Origin of the sequence: Rouxiella aceris (assembly GCF_012933545.1) — a bacterium.
Taxonomy (GTDB): Bacteria; Pseudomonadota; Gammaproteobacteria; order Enterobacterales; family Enterobacteriaceae; genus Rouxiella; species Rouxiella aceris.
On sequence record NZ_JAADJU010000001.1, the window covers coordinates 680,748 to 696,172 of the forward strand.

Genomic DNA, 15,425 nt, shown 5'->3' on the forward strand with positions numbered 1-15,425 from the left:
ATACCCGGGCATAGCACACCTAGGGGCGCTCCGGCGGGCAAGCCCGCTACGACCCCAACGGTGCACTCTCCCTAATAACGGACTTTGTCAGCAGTCTGAGGCCGCTGTTAAGCGACCTTTTAGCACCATGGCTGAAATCTGGTTAAGCGAACTTAGCGTTCATAAATGATTTCGACACCTTCGTCGTCTTCATCATCCCAGTCATCCCAGTCTTCATCGTCTTCTTCTGCTTCGACTTCTGCCAGTTGTTCACGATGGTAATCATCCCACATGAATTCAACTTTTTCAGGTATCGCTTCTTCAATCGACATATGCACAGGGTTGTCGTTGATAAACTTCATCACTTCCCAGCACAGCGCGTTAACGCCTTCACGATTGGCCGCAGAAATCAGGAAGTAATCGCCTTCCCAGTTCAGGCCTTCGGCAATCTCTTTTGCCCGGCGCTCGGCTTCTTCCTTGTCGATTAGATCGACTTTGTTAAACACCAGCCAACGCGGTCTCTGTGCCAGCTTCTCATTATACTGTTGCAGCTCGTTAATGATAACTTTGGCATTTTCAATCGGATCGGATTCATCGATTGGCGCGATATCTACCAGATGCAGCAGCACGCGGCAGCGTTCAAGGTGTTTAAGGAAACGAATACCAAGACCGGCACCTTCCGAGGCCCCTTCAATAAGACCCGGGATATCGGCAATAACAAAGCTTTGTTCGTTATCCATACGCACTACGCCGAGGCTTGGCACCAGCGTGGTAAACGGATAGTCGGCAACTTTTGGTTTGGCGGCAGAGACAGAACGAATAAACGTGGATTTCCCGGCATTGGGCAAGCCCAACATACCGACGTCAGCCAGCAGCATCAGTTCCAGCGTCAGGTCACGCATTTCGCCTTTGGTACCCATGGTTTTTTGGCGTGGTGAACGGTTGACCGAGGATTTAAAACGGGTATTACCCAATCCGTGGAAACCGCCTTTCGCCACCATCTGTACCTGACCATGACGAGTCATATCGCCCAGCACTTCGCCGGTTCCCTGATCCAGCACGCGGGTACCGACAGGAACTTTGATAGTGATATCTTTGCCACGTTTACCGGTACAGTCACGGCTCTGACCATTCTCACCACGTTCGGCGCGGAAAGATTTTACAAAACGGTAGTCAATCAGCGTATTGAGGTTTTCGTCGGCGACTAAAAAAACGTCGCCGCCATCCCCGCCGTCACCGCCGTCAGGCCCACCATGAGGAATATATTTCTCGCGGCGGAAGCTTACGCAACCATTACCGCCATCGCCTGCTACGACCAGGATCGTCGCTTCATCTACAAACTTCATTTCAACTGTCTCCGTAAATCATTCACCCGGATGCTTTAAGCGAGCAACCAGGTTTTGTTCTGTTCTTGGATGCCACAAACGATGGCCAATTGCAGAAAACATTGCCCCTGCAACGACCACAAAGGCACCAAAATAACCGATCAGGTTAAGCACCGGCGCGGCAAAGGTGTTTGGCCAGGCGAGCACCAGTAAATCTGAAAATAACAGGGTAAACAGGGGCGTTAAGGTAATTAACGCACTCACCTGTGCCGCCTGCCATCTCGCCATTGCTTCAGCTAATGCGCCGTACCCCACCAGAGTATTTGCGCCGCAGAACAGAAGACAGGCTAGTTGCCAGCTATTAAGTTGTAGCACCAACCCGGGCTTGGCCACGGGAAAGAGTGCAATAGCACATAAAGTGTACAGCATAAAAAGAATCTGCGGTGAAGTCAGTCTTCGCAGTAGTACTTTTTGCGCGACACCATAACTGACCCAAACGGTGGCGGCGCCTATTCCCAATATCACCCCCAGGGTGTAATCGGTCAGGCGGGTAAAGATCTCGATCAAACTGGTATTGAAAAATAATACCAGCCCGCAAATCAGCATCACTGCGCCAATAATCTGCGTAAATCGCATGCGTTCTTTCAAGATAATGACGCTTGCGAACATCATGCCAACGGGTGAAAGCTGGCCGATTACCTGCGACGCCGTCGGACTGAGATATTTCAGCGACGAGCAAAATAACACAAAGTTACCCAGCAAGCCGCCAGTTGCGACCAGCAGGACAAATAACCATCGGGAACGACGGAAGAGCTGCATCGGAGGCAGTTTTCGCCGGACGAACAATATCGCCCCCAGAACCCCCCCGGAGATCGCAAAGCGAAACCAGACGGCGGTCAACGGATCCATCACCACCAACACCTGCTTTAAGGCAATGGGCAAAACACCCCAGCACATAGCCGTGATGACCGCGAGCATAATGCCGATAGGCGCTTGTGATTTGATATCCATTTTTTGGCCGGTGTGGGCTAACAGAATGTAAAAAGCCCCGCAACTAATTGCGGGGCTTACATCAATCTATTAAGACTCGAAGAAATTATTCAGCTTCGATGCTGATAAATTTACGATTTTTCGGGCCTTTAACTTCGAACTTGACTTTACCGTCAGCCAAAGCAAACAGAGTGTGGTCTTTGCCGCAACCCACGTTGATACCAGCGTGGAATTTGGTGCCGCGCTGACGAACGATGATGCTGCCTGCCAGTACTGCTTCGCCGCCAAAGCGTTTTACGCCCAGACGTTTAGCTTCTGAATCGCGACCGTTGCGTGTGGAGCCGCCAGCCTTTTTGTGTGCCATTGTTCCGCTCTCCTAAACTTAAGCGCTAATGCCGGTGATTTTAACATCAGTGAACCACTGACGATGGCCTTGCTGCTTACGGTAGTGTTTACGACGACGAAACTTAACAATCTTAACTTTCTCGCCACGACCGTGAGCAACTACTTCAGCTTTAATCACACCGCCAGCAATTAAAGGCAAGCCGATGTTGATTTCTTCACCGTTAGCAATCATCAGAACCTGGTCAAACTCAATCGTTTCACCAGTTGCGATGTTTAGCTTTTCCAAGCGAACAGTTTGACCTTCGCTTACTCGGTGTTGTTTACCACCACTTTGGAAAACCGCGTACATATAAAACTCCGCTTTCCGCGCACTCAACTTTGTATAGTCCAGAGGGCGCTATAAATATTCACAATAGGGCGCGAATTCTACGCAAAAAATCAGCATATGACAAGAGCACAATCACCAGAAAAGAAGAAAAAAAGCGCAGTTCATTTGAACGCGTTTATCTCGCTCATTTTTCAAGTACAATCAGTTCTACAGTTTGCATCATGTGCCAATGTGAGCAAGATCTCATTGCGGTGAAGAGAAACACAGCCGAAAAATCACAATGAACCTAGAACAGATTATCGATCTCACCGAACAAGATATGGCTGCGGTTAATGCAGCGATTCTCGAACAGTTGAACTCTGATGTCTCCCTCATCAATCAACTAGGGTATTACATTATAAGCGGTGGCGGTAAACGAATTCGCCCAATGATTGCCGTGCTTGCAGCCCGTGCCCTGAACTACAGCGGTGATAAGCACGTAACGGTTGCGGCGTTGATAGAATTTATCCACACCGCCACCCTGCTGCATGACGATGTCGTTGATGAATCTGATATGCGCCGCGGCAAAGCCACCGCCAATGCCGCCTTTGGCAATGCGGCCAGCGTACTGGTCGGCGACTTTATCTATACGCGAGCATTCCAGATGATGACCGACCTGGAATCGCTACCCGTTCTGGCGTTAATGGCCAAAGCGGTAAACGTGATAGCAGAAGGTGAAGTGCTGCAGCTGATGAACTGTAACGATCCGGACATTACCGAAGAAAGCTACATGCAAGTCATCTACAGCAAAACGGCAAGGTTGTTTGAAGCGGCTGCGCAGGCATCTGCCATGCTCGCCGGTGGTGACGACGCACAGGTCCAGGCATTGCAGGACTATGGTCGTTATTTAGGCACCGCCTTCCAGCTGATTGACGATCTTCTCGATTACGACGCAGATGGCGAGACGCTGGGCAAAAACACCGGTGATGACCTCAATGAAGGGAAACCGACGCTGCCCTTGCTGCATGCCATGAACCACGGTGATAGCGAACAGGCAATTATGATCCGCCAGGCCATTGAGCAAGGTAACGGCAGGCATTTGCTTGAACCGGTGCTGCAGGCCATGCATCAATGCGGCTCCCTTGACTACACGCGTAACCGAGCCGAAGAGGAAGCCGACAAGGCTATTGCCGCATTACGGGTATTACCTGAATCGCCTTACCGACTGGCCCTTGAAGGTCTCGCTCATTTAGCCGTCAAACGTGATTTTTAATTAAACCATTAACAAGGCTCTCCCCGCCTCAAATGCCGGGGTGGCTTTGTTTAGTCGAATTTTGCTCGTCGGCGTTAATGCAGTCGATCATCGCCGTCATTCCTTTTCTGACGATATAAGAGATAATTTGTTTGCGCTCTGTTTCGTTAAGTTGCTTATAACTCTCAATCCAGATTGCCAGGGGATCCTGATAGGAAGTACAAAGATATTCTGCAGATTTTTCCTGAATAATTAATGCAGGTTTTGTCCTGTTAGGCAGGCTATCGATATGATATTCCACTGCTCTGCCCTGGACACCAAAACGGCGCCGTTTTTCCCATCCCTGACGCCTTGCCATACCATGTACGCCTTGGGTTGAGGTAGGTAAACCATTTATCCCGACAAGCTCCTTTGCTGCAAACCATTCCTGTTTCATGGCATTCCTTTGTATTAGTTGCAAACCGAAAATAGAAAACCCGTCTGCATTTCACTCTACAGTCAAGGCAATATCTTTACATAACAAAGAATCAGAGAGGCCGATATCACTTAAATTTAACCGCTAATAATTAACACGCAATGTGTTGCCCTGAAATATATCATCACATAGGTAACATTACCCCTAAAATTGTCAAATTCCGAATTATTGCATCAAATTTAAAAAATCAGCAAATAGGTTCATCCAATAGATTCAGCCGCTTAATCATTTGCGTCAGTCCATCACGCACAATAAAGGTGATGATTTTCTTGCGCTCATCTTCATGCAGTTGCTTGTAACTCTCAATCCAGATAGCGAGCGGATCTTGATAACTGGAATACAGATATTCTGCTGACTGCTCATGCATCATTAAATTTGAAACCGTTTTGATTGGCAGGCTATCCACATGATATTCAACGCCACGCCCCTGAACGCCAAGACGTCGGCGCTTAATCCAATTCTGGCGGCGCGCCATGCTGTGTATTCCCTGAGTTGATGTCGGTAACCCAGGAAAACCAATCAGTTCTTTTGCTGAAAACCACTCTCGATTCATAATATTATTCTCTATTTAGCAAACGAATTATAATAAATATCAATCATTACTGCTCAAACGGGCAAGCGCGGTTATTATATGGGCAACGAGTTTATACGCTTATGCTGAAATTTAAGTTATACCACTACTCAATACTATTCGGAATTAACAAATTAAAAAATCATCATTTCATATTTTTTGATGAAATATTTTTATGAAAAAAAATGAAACCCAAAGCCTCATTTTACCCCTAAAATTTAATTACATTTAACAAATCGATTGAGAATAAGATAAAAATCATTACTTTCAATAAGATAATTTGAAATGCAAATAAATGCTGGCTTATTTTTTTTAGAAAAAATGCACTCACTATATGATAGTAACGACACAAAAAATCAAGCGAACAGAACCACTAATATCAAGAATATTTTATTTAACCCACCTTACCAGATAAACTAAACTCAATAATTACAGTGAGTTATTTCAAGAAAATTATGAACTTAGTGATTAGCGTAAGACTGTTGATTAATAATTAAAAATTGTGATTTTTTTTGAGAACTCGATTTGAACTATGTTCGTAAATTTGCTCATATATCTTTCCAAATAAAAAATTGCCAATCAAATTCCGTTCACCAGAACAGGTAGATAATTAGACAATGGAGCAAATATGCTATTAAAGAGAGAAGATTGGCATCACGCTGATATCATCGCATCACTACATAAACGTAGAACCACCCTGGCGGCTTTATCACGTTCTGCCGGGTTAAGTTCATCAACCCTGGCCAATGCCTTGTCCCGCCCATGGCCAAAAGGAGAGTGGATTATTGCCAATGCCCTTGGTTTACACCCTGCAGAAATCTGGCCCAGCCGTTACTATGACCCAAAAACCAATCAACTGTTAGAGAGGAGAATGCGCGCACAGCCGAGTTTTAAAATAACGAGGAAATAAGTGATGACCAACCCGCCGGAGCATGCTCCGGCGGCGGCAAAATAGAGAGGTAAGCGAAAAAAAATCAGCTGTTGATAAACTGCTCACCCAATTGGATATCCTGGTGAAGTACGTCAAGCATGGCTTCCATGGCTTGTTGTTCAAATGAACTCAGGGTGCCCAGTTCTTTGAGCTCTGCAATACCGTTTTTACCTAATAAGATCGGTTGTGCAAAGAAGCGAGCATGCTCACCGTTACCTTCAACATATGCACATTCAACGATACCTGCTTTCCCCTGCAACGCGCTTACCAGAGAGAGACCAAAACGCGCCGCCGCCTGTCCCATGGACAGCGTGGCCGATCCGCCGCCAGCTTTCGCCTCGACAACTTCGGTGCCGGCATTTTGAATACGTTTCGTCAGTTGGGCAACTTCAGCAGGGGTAAAACTGACATCGGGGATTTGCGAAAGCAAAGGCAAGATAGTCACACCGGAGTGGCCGCCAATGACCGGCACCTCGATATCTGCCGGTGACTTGCCTTTCAATTCGGCAACAAAAGTATTGGCGCGAATGATATCCAGAGTCGTGACACCAAAAAGTTTGTTTTTATCGTAAACACCGGCTTTTTTCAGCACCTCAGCCGCAATTGCCACCGTGGTGTTCACCGGGTTGGTGATCACCCCAATACAGGCTTGCGGACAGGTGACGGCGATTTGCTGCACCAAATTACGGACGATACCGGCGTTGACATTAAACAGGTCCGAGCGATCCATACCGGGTTTGCGAGCCACGCCGGCAGAAATCAGCACAACGTCAGCACCAACCAATGCCGGTTTGGCATCTTCACCACAGAACCCTTTCGTGTAAACCGCCGTGGGGATATGGCTGAGATCGACCGCCACACCCGGCGTAACAGGTGCGATATCATACAGTGAGAGTTCAGATCCAGCGGGTAATTGGGTCTTGAGTAGAAGTGCGAGAGCCTGGCCAATGCCGCCGGCAGCACCAAGGATTGTAACTTTCATCCTATACTCCTTTTTTTATGACGTTAAAAAAACACCACGAATTCATTCACTTAGTAACCTTAGTAAACTATGGGGTTAAAAACAAATACCAGATGGAGAGATTGCGAGGTCGCGCAGAAATTAAACTGTCGACCAGATCACCTTTATCAGGGCTTTTGTTTTCATATCATTAATATAAAGCAAAATATTTGTATAATCCCGGATCCTGTCATTTGGCTTACTCTGCGGTCATCGCCGCGGATCCGCTATAGGCAGAACAACCTCATTTCAATAACATGTAATTAACCTTTATTCCCAATGAGAGTGCACATATTTGGCATATTCACGATTCTCAAGATCAATAATAGAGTTACATGCCTTATGTTTTAGCTCCTTTCAAGTTAATAACATGATGTTTGATTGCATAAAAATGCAGTTATCTGCATAATCAATGCAACTACTTATGTGATGCAATGGGTGCAAAATGCGTAATCCTGCCAAACAGGAAGATTTAATCAAAGCTTTCAAAGCCCTCTTGAAAGAAGAGAAGTTTAGCTCTCAAGGTGAAATCGTTGTCGCACTGCAAGATGATGGCTTTGACAACATCAATCAGTCCAAAGTCTCACGCATGCTGACTAAATTTGGAGCGGTCAGAACTCGCAACGCCAAAATGGAAATGGTCTACTGCCTGCCTGCGGAGATTGGCGTACCGACAACCACCAGTCCTCTGAAAAATCTGGTTCTCGATATTGACTATAATGACGCGGTGGTGGTGATCCGCACCAGTCCTGGCGCAGCGCAGCTGATTGCTCGTTTGCTTGATTCGCTGGGAAAATCGGAAGGGATCCTCGGCACCATTGCCGGCGACGACACCATCTTTATTACTCCGGCACGCAAGTTCACCGTCAAACAGCTCTATGAAGCGATCCTCAGCCTGTTCGAACAAGAGCTTTAACTCGCCCTTTGGCCCGATCCTCTTTATCCACCCGCGCATGGCCGGGCCAATCAACCAGGCAATCATCCCTGACGGCTGTTGGTTTAACCTAAACCCGATAGCCCCTCACCCTTCATAAAAGGTGATAATCAATTATTTACCACTATTAATGGTTATCAATAACTGACCAACTTCCCTTCCGCTCCGCTTTCACCTTCTTTAGGTGGCTATCAGCCATCTTTTTTGGGCAACAACACTTGCAGCAGGATACCTTGTAATATTTCGCACAGATAGCTAATTCGCTACAATTAGTTGATAAGTATCAAATTTAACAATAAATGAACAATTTATCGGCATCTTTTATTCTTTTCTGTTATTAAAAATCAACTAAGCCCCCTCATAACAACCCAAAAAACTATTAGCAAACTATTAATTTTTGCAGTTATTAGATGTATACTCATTTTCGTGATGTGAATCACAGTTCGTTGGAACATATAAAAATAGAGACGAGGTCAAAAATGAAAATTAATACTACTATCGCAACTTTAGGCGTGCTTTCTGTTCTGTCATTTGGTGCTTTTGCAGCACAACCTGTTACAGAAGCGCAGACACAAAATTTGCATTCAGTCGGTGTGATCAGTGTCAGCGGCATTGATGGTACCCCTTCGGATATTCGTCAGGCGCTGTCTGATAAAGCCGACCAGCAGGGTGCCAAAGCCTTCCGCGTGATTGAAGCGCGTAACGAAGGCAACTATCACGCCACGGCTGAAATTTATCAGTAACCACTGAATTGTTACCTTCAGGTAAGAAATCTGAAGGAGCGAATATTTGAATATTCATTCAAATATCGCTGATGACACGGATTTATCGCTGCAAAAACCCATGCATTATGTTCGCCATAGATAGACGCGACGCGGTTAGTGCAACAGACGTTCTTACAGAATTGATAAATCCACTAATTGAACTGCGTAGTCATTTACGCATATGAAAATTGAGGACATTATCATGAAAATTATCACTGCTATTGCTGCTCTGAGTTTGCTTTCTGCCGTTTCATTCGGCTCGTCTGCTGCACAATTGATCAGTAATCAACAAGCTGAAAATCTGCGCCCTATGGGGGTGATCAGCGTAAGCGGTATTGATGGCACACCAACTGATATTCGTCAGCAGTTGTCCCAGAAGGCCGACAGTGAAGGTGCATCATCATATCGTGTTATTGAAGCCCGAAATGATGGCAACTATCACGCAACGGCAGAAATTTATAAATAACGCTTCTGTCCGGATCGGCCAAAAAATTTAAAACCATCGCATGCTTTATCTATTAGCTTAAATGGTTTCAACGGCCAACAATGATCACTAACAAGAAACACTGTTGAGGCCAAAGAGAACGGCACTGCCACTGCCCTGTTCTCTTATGAAACGAAACCCTCGTCGTCCTGTCCGACGACACCCTTTGCCCTCGCTTGCGAGGGTTTTTTTTATCTTTATTTCATAGAAAAAACAGGGGGATCGATGATACAGGCAAGAGAAGGAAGTCATGGATGCGGGATATGAGCACGGTGTTTACCGTGCTCATCGTGCTATCAGAGCGGAGGGGTCGCTTTATTGTCGGCCTGCGCTTTTTTCTGTTCCAGCGCAGCCAGCAATTTACCGTGAATACCGCCAAAGGCACCGTTGCTCATCACCAAAATATGGTCACCCGGTTGCGCGGTTTTCATGATCATATCCACCAGGGCATCGACGTCAGCATGCCAATGTGCCGGTTGAACACAGCGTTCGGCCACTTCTGAAACCTGCCAGGGAATATTGTGCGGTTGCAATAAAAAGACTTCATCCGCACGTCCGAGAGAAGGCGCCAGTTCGTTTTTACTCATGCCCATTTTCATGGTATTGGAACGAGGTTCGAGCACGGCAATAATCCGCGCCGTCCCACCCACCTTGCTACGCAGAGCCGCCAGGGTAGCCAGGATGGCCGTTGGGTGATGGGCAAAGTCATCATAGACGCTGACGCCATTGGCAACACCACGCAGCTCAAGACGGCGACGCGCATTAATAAATGCGCCCAATGCATGACAGGCATCAGCCGGGGTTACGCCAACATGACGAGCAGCCGCCACCGCCATTAAGGCGTTATGCATGTTGTGTTCACCCACCAGCGACCAGGACACTTCACCGGCGAGCTCGCCGTTGAGGTAGACCTGAAAAGTGCTGGCATCCGCAGAGGTCTTTTTAGCATCCCAGGTACAACCGTCACCGGTAAATTCCTGCTCGCTCCAGCATCCCATCGCCATCACCTGTTTTAACGGCGTATCGTGGTCCGGCAGAATGATTTTGCCCTGTCCCGGTACCAAACGAACCAGGTGGTGAAACTGCTTCTGAATAGCTTTCAAATCGTCAAAAATATCGGCATGGTCAAACTCAAGATTATTGAGTACCAGCGTTCGCGGGCTGTAGTGAACAAACTTTGAACGTTTGTCGAAAAACGCACAGTCATATTCATCGGCTTCAATCACCATAAAGGGACTGTTGCCAAGACGCGCCGAGACGTCAAAGTTGCCAGGCACGCCACCAATCACGTAACCCGGTTCATAACCGCAGGCTTCCAGGATCCAGGCGACCATGCCCGACGTGGTGGTTTTGCCGTGCGTTCCCGCTACCGCAATCACCCAACGGCCAGGAAGGACATGATCGTGCAGCCATTGCGGACCGGAAACATAGGGAATGCCTTGTTCCAGCACGGCTTCAACACAGGGGTTGCCGCGGACCATGGCATTGCCAATAATCACCAGATCGGGATGTGGCTCAAGCTGATCGGGCGAGTAACCCTGAATCAACTCAATACCCTGATTTTCCAATAGCGTACTCATGGGTGGATAAACATTATCATCCGACCCGGTAACCTGATGTCCTTGAGCGCGTGCCAGCATTGCCAGTCCGCCCATAAATGTGCCGCAAATCCCAAGAATATGAATGCGCATAATTTTTCCGTTATTGCTCTTAAGTCAGTGGCTATTCTAACGCTCAGAATCCATCAGAAGAAATGGATTTGCCTATGATCCGTCCATATATTTGGGCTAAACTGCTTTCGCTTCTGTAAAATTTTTATTAATAATCCGTTATTCATCCTAAGATTCAGGGAATGTGTCATGAAAACGTTAGGCGAATTTATTGTAGAAAAGCAGCAAGACTTTCCACACGCCACCGGCGAGCTGACTGCTTTGCTGTCCGCGATAAAACTTGGTGCTAAGATTATTCATAGGGACATTAACAAAGCCGGACTGGTCGATATACTCGGTACCAGCGGTGTTGAAAACGTGCAGGGCGAAGTTCAAATGAAACTCGACCTGTATGCTAACGAAAAACTCAAAGCAGCCATGAAAGCACGCGGCGAAATTGCCGGCATTGCCTCAGAAGAAGAAGATGAAATTGTGATCTTCGAGGGTGAACGTGCTGCCAATGCCAAATACGTGATCCTGATGGATCCATTGGACGGTTCATCAAACATTGATGTCAACGTTTCGGTCGGGACGATCTTCTCGATCTACCGCCGTACCACCCCGCTCGGTCAACCGGTCACCGAAGCAGACTTCCTGCAACCTGGCCATCGTCAGGTTGCCGCCGGCTACGTGGTTTATGGTTCATCCACTATGCTGGTTTACACCACCGGTGCTGGCGTTCATGCCTTTACCTACGATCCTTCATTAGGGGTATTCTGCCTGTCCCACGAACGCGTCATGTTCCCGGCGAAAGGTAATATGTATTCCATTAACGAAGGTAACTACATCCGATTCCCGCTGGGCGTTAAAAAATACATCAAGTATTGCCAGGAAGAAGATGAGTCAACCCAGCGTCCGTATACTTCACGCTATATCGGTTCTCTGGTTGCCGACTTCCATCGTAACCTGCTGAAAGGCGGGATCTACATTTACCCAAGCACCGCCAGTCATCCTCAGGGAAAATTGCGCCTGCTGTATGAATGTAACCCAATGGCCTTCCTGGCGGAACAAGCCGGCGGTAAAGCCAGCGATGGCAAAAACCGCATTCTGGATATTATCCCGCAGAAATTGCACGAACGTGCGCCTTTCTTTGTCGGCAACAGTTCGATGGTGGAAGATGCAGAACGCTTTATCAAACAGTTCCCTGACGAATAAAAAGCTCACTCACCCAATAAATAGTCACGCGCAGCAACAGGTTGCAGGTGATCGCAAGGGTGGGAATAATCGCAGTGCTGTTTGTTAACTGACCTTAACGTACCCAATAAGCGGGGGCATAATGCCCCCGCTTCAGACTGCTGACAAAGTCCATTATTAGGGAGAGTGCACCGTTGGGGTCGTAGCGGGCTTGCCCGCCGGAGCGCCCCTAGGTGTGCTATGCCCGGGTATCTCGATCATCAAGACGACTTGGTCATCAAACTCAAGCGGGGGCATAATGCCCCTGCTTTTTACTGATTTCAGCGGCTTGGCAGATAAGCCAGAGCCCCATGGGCCCCCACCTGCTGTTGCAGTTTGAACACCGCCACTGTTTGCGCCAGGCGTTGCGCCTGCTCTTCCAGCGAACGCGTTGCCGCCGTGGCCTCTTCTACCAACGCCGCATTCTGCTGAGCAACCCGATCCATTTGCGTAATCGCAATATTGACCTGCTCAATGCCGTGCGTCTGTTCGCTGGTGGCGATGGAAATCTCTTTCATCAGGCTGGTTACTCGCGTCACTTCGCTGGCAATTTCATGCATGGTATCGGCCGCCGATTTGACCATCACTTCCCCTTCAGCCACCCGGTTTTCCGAGACGCCGATCAGTTCTTTGATCTCTTTTGCCGATTGCGCACTGCGCTGCGCCAGGCTTCTGACCTCACCGGCTACCACGGCAAATCCACGACCTTGTTCACCGGCACGAGCAGCCTCTACCGCAGCATTCAGGGCCAGGATATTGGTCTGGAATGCAATACCATCAATCACCGAGACAATATCGCCAATACGCTTTGAACTGTCAGTGATCGCCAGCATTTTCTCCATTACATGTTGCACCACTTCACTGCCTTTATTGGCAATATTCGAGACGCTAATTGCCAGCTGGTTAGCCTGTTCGGAGTTGACGGCGTTCATTTTCACCGTCGAAGTCAACTGCTCCATACTGGCGGCTGTTTCTTCCAGCGAGGCGGCAGACTCTTCGGTACGCTGCGCCAGGTGGATATTTCCGGCAGCCAGTTCGCGGGAACCGACATCAATCTGATTGCCGGCATCGCGGACTCTGACCATTGAGCTATAAAGCGATCCCTGCATACTTTTCATCGCTTTCGCCAAACGCCCCATTTCATTGTCACTGGAGTCGTCAATCTCGTCGGTCAAATCCCCTTCGGCAATCAACTCGAGTTGACGAATTGCATGGCCCAGCGGGTGCATAATGATTTTTTGCAGGGCAAACCAGGCGAGCAGTGCGATCAATATAGCAATAACAAAAGCGCTGCTGATGGTGATGGTTTGTAACATTGCCAGATAATTGGCTTTGGCCATTCGCGCCTGGGTGGTCTGTTCGGCATACTGACGGAAATCTTCCAGCGCTTTATCATAAGCATTGCTGGGAGCGTTCATTTTCTTTTCCATCACGTCGTAATAGATATCGGTGGACTGATCTTTCACCGCCTGCGTGGCGGGTACCAGCCCATCCTTGCGATAAACGGCATAGGCCTCTTTAATGGCGTTGCTCAACGCCCGGCCTTGCTCATCCTTGTCATCCATTGCCAGAAAAGCGGCAACCTGACGATCTGAGGATTGGATATAGCTGTCAACGCGCTTCATGGTCGCCGCCGAGTCATCCAGCATGCCGATTTCCAACTGATGCACAGCAACCGCTGTTGCTACGCGCGCGCGTAACGAAAAAATATAACTGTTGGCCAAAGAGCCCAGTTCATCCCCCTGTAGCTGATTAATCTGCTGTAAAGAAGCGGTTCCCTGCCTGATGGCGTTCAACCCCAAAGTACTGACTAACAACAGAATCAGGGTCATTATCACTAACAAGGCAATTAGGCCTGTTTTAACGCTCATCTTGTTTAACATAGTGTGATATCCGGCCAGTTTGATAAATTGAGAAAAGGGGGGTAGGAGTGCAGATAATAAGTTTCTTTTCTTTGGAAGGATCTATCGGCTCAAAAGCACGTTACTTGAGAAGAAACAAAAAAACAGAGGGTTAGACGGGTAGTTCCGATAAAGAGAACAGATCCTGTTGTTAACGTACCATAAGATTCGTCTTGACCGTGGCTCGTGCTACGCCTGCGGTCATCGCGCATAAGCAAAATCCGGCGAGGAAAAGGCAGGAAATCGTGACGGAGTTGGCTATAATGTCCGGCACTCCATTCCTGGTCCAATAAAGGAACACCAACGATGAGCTTATTGAATGTACCGGCTGGCAAAGATTTGCCAGAAGATATCTATGTTGTTATCGAAATTCCGGCCAATGCCGATCCAATCAAGTACGAAGTAGATAAAGATACCGGTGCACTTTTTGTTGACCGCTTTATGTCAACAGCAATGTTCTATCCGTGTAACTACGGCTATGTTAACCATACGCTGTCTCTGGACGGTGACCCGGTTGACGTACTGGTACCGACACCTTACCCGTTACAGCCTGGTTCTGTGATCCGCTGCCGTCCGGTAGGCGTATTGAAAATGACTGACGAATCTGGCGAAGATGCGAAAGTTGTTGCGGTTCCCCACAGCAAACTCAGCAAAGAGTACGATCACATCAAAGATGTGAACGATCTGCCTGAATTGCTGCGTGCTCAAATCACCCACTTCTTCGAGCAGTATAAAGCGCTGGAAAAAGGCAAATGGGTGAAAGTAGAAGGTTGGGAAAATGCCCAGGCCGCGAAAGATGAAATCGTCACTTCATTCAAGCGTGCTGCCGACGCCAAATAAGTCCGGTTTAACCCGACTTGTTTGCAAAAAAACACCGCCTGTTAGACGGTGTTTTTTTTCCCTGACGGGGCAATTTGCCCTTTATGGTCTTCTCACTGCTCGTCTTGCAGACGCTTCACCCAGTCCCCACCTTTGATACGTTCAACACCATCCAGTGAACGAATATAGAGGTAGATCCAGGCGCTACCATACGGCGTAGCGATCAGCTCACGACGATAATCTTTGGTATTACTTTTCAGTTCGTCAAGCTCAGCCATAATGGACGAGTTAATACGGTAAACTTCGCAATAGATCTTCCCTTCCCCGTGAACCGCTGCCGGATAATGCCCCAGATTATACAGGGCATAGCCGTCAAGCTCGTGGTCACCCAACCACTGAGCGTTAGTCATCCAGTGACTGTTACCTTGCTTGCGTCGTAAACTGCCGTAGACAATTATTCGCATAG

Annotated in this window: 17 protein-coding genes; 7 read left to right on the plus strand and 10 right to left on the minus strand. The window is 47.8% G+C overall.

Features of this window, described 5'->3' with window-relative positions:
* Positions 1-152: 152 nt before the first annotated feature.
* From cgtA to rplU, 4 genes are all read right to left on the minus strand, one after another.
* Positions 153-1,325, minus strand: coding sequence for an Obg family GTPase CgtA (cgtA, locus tag GW590_RS03025; protein ID WP_169401521.1), 1,173 nt, complete (start codon positions 1,323-1,325; stop codon positions 153-155).
* An 18-nt stretch (positions 1,326-1,343) separates the two neighbouring features.
* Positions 1,344-2,309, minus strand: a complete 966-nt coding sequence (locus tag GW590_RS03030; RefSeq protein WP_169401658.1) for a DMT family transporter — start codon at positions 2,307-2,309, stop codon at positions 1,344-1,346.
* Between the two features lie 91 nt (positions 2,310-2,400).
* Complete coding sequence (rpmA, locus tag GW590_RS03035; protein ID WP_169401522.1) at positions 2,401-2,658, minus strand: 50S ribosomal protein L27; 258 nt, start codon at positions 2,656-2,658, stop codon at positions 2,401-2,403.
* An 18-nt stretch (positions 2,659-2,676) separates the two neighbouring features.
* On the minus strand, positions 2,677-2,988 hold the full coding sequence (gene rplU, locus GW590_RS03040; RefSeq protein WP_169401523.1) for a 50S ribosomal protein L21: 312 nt from the start codon (positions 2,986-2,988) through the stop codon (positions 2,677-2,679).
* Positions 2,989-3,247: 259 nt separating this feature from the next.
* Between rplU and ispB the strand changes: the two genes are divergently transcribed.
* Positions 3,248-4,219, plus strand: coding sequence for an octaprenyl diphosphate synthase (gene ispB, locus GW590_RS03045; protein WP_169401524.1), 972 nt, complete (start codon positions 3,248-3,250; stop codon positions 4,217-4,219).
* 28 nt (positions 4,220-4,247) lie between these two features.
* On the opposite strand, the gene GW590_RS03050 is transcribed toward ispB, so the two are convergent.
* Both GW590_RS03050 and GW590_RS03055 read right to left on the minus strand, forming a co-directional pair.
* Complete coding sequence (locus GW590_RS03050; protein WP_169401525.1) at positions 4,248-4,634, minus strand: DNA-binding protein; 387 nt, start codon at positions 4,632-4,634, stop codon at positions 4,248-4,250.
* Positions 4,635-4,860: 226 nt separating this feature from the next.
* Positions 4,861-5,226, minus strand: a complete 366-nt coding sequence (locus GW590_RS03055; RefSeq protein WP_169401526.1) for a DNA-binding protein — start codon at positions 5,224-5,226, stop codon at positions 4,861-4,863.
* Positions 5,227-5,872: 646 nt separating this feature from the next.
* On the opposite strand from GW590_RS03055, the gene GW590_RS03060 reads away from it, so the two are divergent.
* Positions 5,873-6,154, plus strand: coding sequence for a helix-turn-helix domain-containing protein (locus GW590_RS03060; RefSeq protein WP_169401527.1), 282 nt, complete (start codon positions 5,873-5,875; stop codon positions 6,152-6,154).
* Positions 6,155-6,218: 64 nt separating this feature from the next.
* On the opposite strand, the gene mdh is transcribed toward GW590_RS03060, so the two are convergent.
* Entirely contained in the window at positions 6,219-7,157 is a 939-nt protein-coding gene (gene mdh / locus GW590_RS03065; RefSeq protein ID WP_169401528.1) for a malate dehydrogenase, read from the minus strand.
* Between the two features lie 463 nt (positions 7,158-7,620).
* Between mdh and argR the strand changes: the two genes are divergently transcribed.
* The 3 genes from argR to yhcN (GW590_RS03080) all read left to right on the plus strand — a co-directional run bounded on the left by argR (position 7,621) and on the right by yhcN (GW590_RS03080) (position 9,339).
* On the plus strand, positions 7,621-8,091 hold the full coding sequence (argR, locus tag GW590_RS03070) for a transcriptional regulator ArgR (protein ID WP_169401529.1): 471 nt from the start codon (positions 7,621-7,623) through the stop codon (positions 8,089-8,091).
* A gap of 497 nt (positions 8,092-8,588) precedes the next feature.
* A complete protein-coding gene (gene yhcN / locus GW590_RS03075) occupies positions 8,589-8,852 on the plus strand; it encodes a peroxide/acid stress response protein YhcN (protein WP_169401530.1) in 264 nt (87 codons plus the stop codon).
* A gap of 223 nt (positions 8,853-9,075) precedes the next feature.
* Positions 9,076-9,339: a peroxide/acid stress response protein YhcN gene (gene yhcN, locus GW590_RS03080; RefSeq protein WP_169401531.1), complete on the plus strand. Its 264-nt coding sequence runs from the start codon at positions 9,076-9,078 to the stop codon at positions 9,337-9,339.
* A gap of 314 nt (positions 9,340-9,653) precedes the next feature.
* Here the strand turns inward: yhcN (GW590_RS03080) and mpl are convergent, their stop codons facing one another.
* Positions 9,654-11,048 carry a UDP-N-acetylmuramate:L-alanyl-gamma-D-glutamyl-meso-diaminopimelate ligase gene (mpl, locus tag GW590_RS03085; RefSeq protein WP_169401532.1) on the minus strand — a complete coding sequence of 465 codons (1,395 nt, stop codon included), beginning with the start codon at positions 11,046-11,048 and terminating at the stop codon, positions 9,654-9,656.
* 168 nt (positions 11,049-11,216) lie between these two features.
* On the opposite strand from mpl, the gene fbp reads away from it, so the two are divergent.
* On the plus strand, positions 11,217-12,221 hold the full coding sequence (gene fbp, locus GW590_RS03090) for a class 1 fructose-bisphosphatase (protein WP_169401533.1): 1,005 nt from the start codon (positions 11,217-11,219) through the stop codon (positions 12,219-12,221).
* 299 nt (positions 12,222-12,520) lie between these two features.
* Here the strand turns inward: fbp and GW590_RS03095 are convergent, their stop codons facing one another.
* Positions 12,521-14,122 carry a methyl-accepting chemotaxis protein gene (locus tag GW590_RS03095; protein WP_169401534.1) on the minus strand — a complete coding sequence of 534 codons (1,602 nt, stop codon included), beginning with the start codon at positions 14,120-14,122 and terminating at the stop codon, positions 12,521-12,523.
* 324 nt (positions 14,123-14,446) lie between these two features.
* On the opposite strand from GW590_RS03095, the gene ppa reads away from it, so the two are divergent.
* Entirely contained in the window at positions 14,447-14,980 is a 534-nt protein-coding gene (ppa, locus tag GW590_RS03100; protein ID WP_169401535.1) for an inorganic diphosphatase, read from the plus strand.
* Positions 14,981-15,072: 92 nt separating this feature from the next.
* On the opposite strand, the gene GW590_RS03105 is transcribed toward ppa, so the two are convergent.
* Positions 15,073-15,423, minus strand: a complete 351-nt coding sequence (locus GW590_RS03105; protein WP_169401536.1) for a gamma-glutamylcyclotransferase family protein — start codon at positions 15,421-15,423, stop codon at positions 15,073-15,075.
* Positions 15,424-15,425: the final 2 nt, after the last annotated feature.

Excerpts from the sequence above, each read along its gene's own strand:
- cgtA (WP_169401521.1), bottom strand. The coding sequence starts at position 1,325 with ATGAAGTTTGTAGATGAAGCGACGATCCTGGTCGTAGCAGGCGATGGC.
- rpmA (WP_169401522.1), bottom strand. The coding sequence starts at position 2,658 with ATGGCACACAAAAAGGCTGGCGGCTCCACACGCAACGGTCGCGATTCA.
- rplU (WP_169401523.1), bottom strand. The coding sequence starts at position 2,988 with ATGTACGCGGTTTTCCAAAGTGGTGGTAAACAACACCGAGTAAGCGAA.
- ispB (WP_169401524.1), top strand. The coding sequence starts at position 3,248 with ATGAACCTAGAACAGATTATCGATCTCACCGAACAAGATATGGCTGCG.
- GW590_RS03050 (WP_169401525.1), bottom strand. The coding sequence starts at position 4,634 with ATGAAACAGGAATGGTTTGCAGCAAAGGAGCTTGTCGGGATAAATGGT.
- GW590_RS03055 (WP_169401526.1), bottom strand. The coding sequence starts at position 5,226 with ATGAATCGAGAGTGGTTTTCAGCAAAAGAACTGATTGGTTTTCCTGGG.
- GW590_RS03060 (WP_169401527.1), top strand. The coding sequence starts at position 5,873 with ATGCTATTAAAGAGAGAAGATTGGCATCACGCTGATATCATCGCATCA.
- mdh (WP_169401528.1), bottom strand. The coding sequence starts at position 7,157 with ATGAAAGTTACAATCCTTGGTGCTGCCGGCGGCATTGGCCAGGCTCTC.
- argR (WP_169401529.1), top strand. The coding sequence starts at position 7,621 with ATGCGTAATCCTGCCAAACAGGAAGATTTAATCAAAGCTTTCAAAGCC.
- yhcN (WP_169401530.1), top strand. The coding sequence starts at position 8,589 with ATGAAAATTAATACTACTATCGCAACTTTAGGCGTGCTTTCTGTTCTG.
- yhcN (WP_169401531.1), top strand. The coding sequence starts at position 9,076 with ATGAAAATTATCACTGCTATTGCTGCTCTGAGTTTGCTTTCTGCCGTT.
- mpl (WP_169401532.1), bottom strand. The coding sequence starts at position 11,048 with ATGCGCATTCATATTCTTGGGATTTGCGGCACATTTATGGGCGGACTG.
- fbp (WP_169401533.1), top strand. The coding sequence starts at position 11,217 with ATGAAAACGTTAGGCGAATTTATTGTAGAAAAGCAGCAAGACTTTCCA.
- GW590_RS03095 (WP_169401534.1), bottom strand. The coding sequence starts at position 14,122 with ATGTTAAACAAGATGAGCGTTAAAACAGGCCTAATTGCCTTGTTAGTG.
- ppa (WP_169401535.1), top strand. The coding sequence starts at position 14,447 with ATGAGCTTATTGAATGTACCGGCTGGCAAAGATTTGCCAGAAGATATC.
- GW590_RS03105 (WP_169401536.1), bottom strand. The coding sequence starts at position 15,423 with ATGCGAATAATTGTCTACGGCAGTTTACGACGCAAGCAAGGTAACAGT.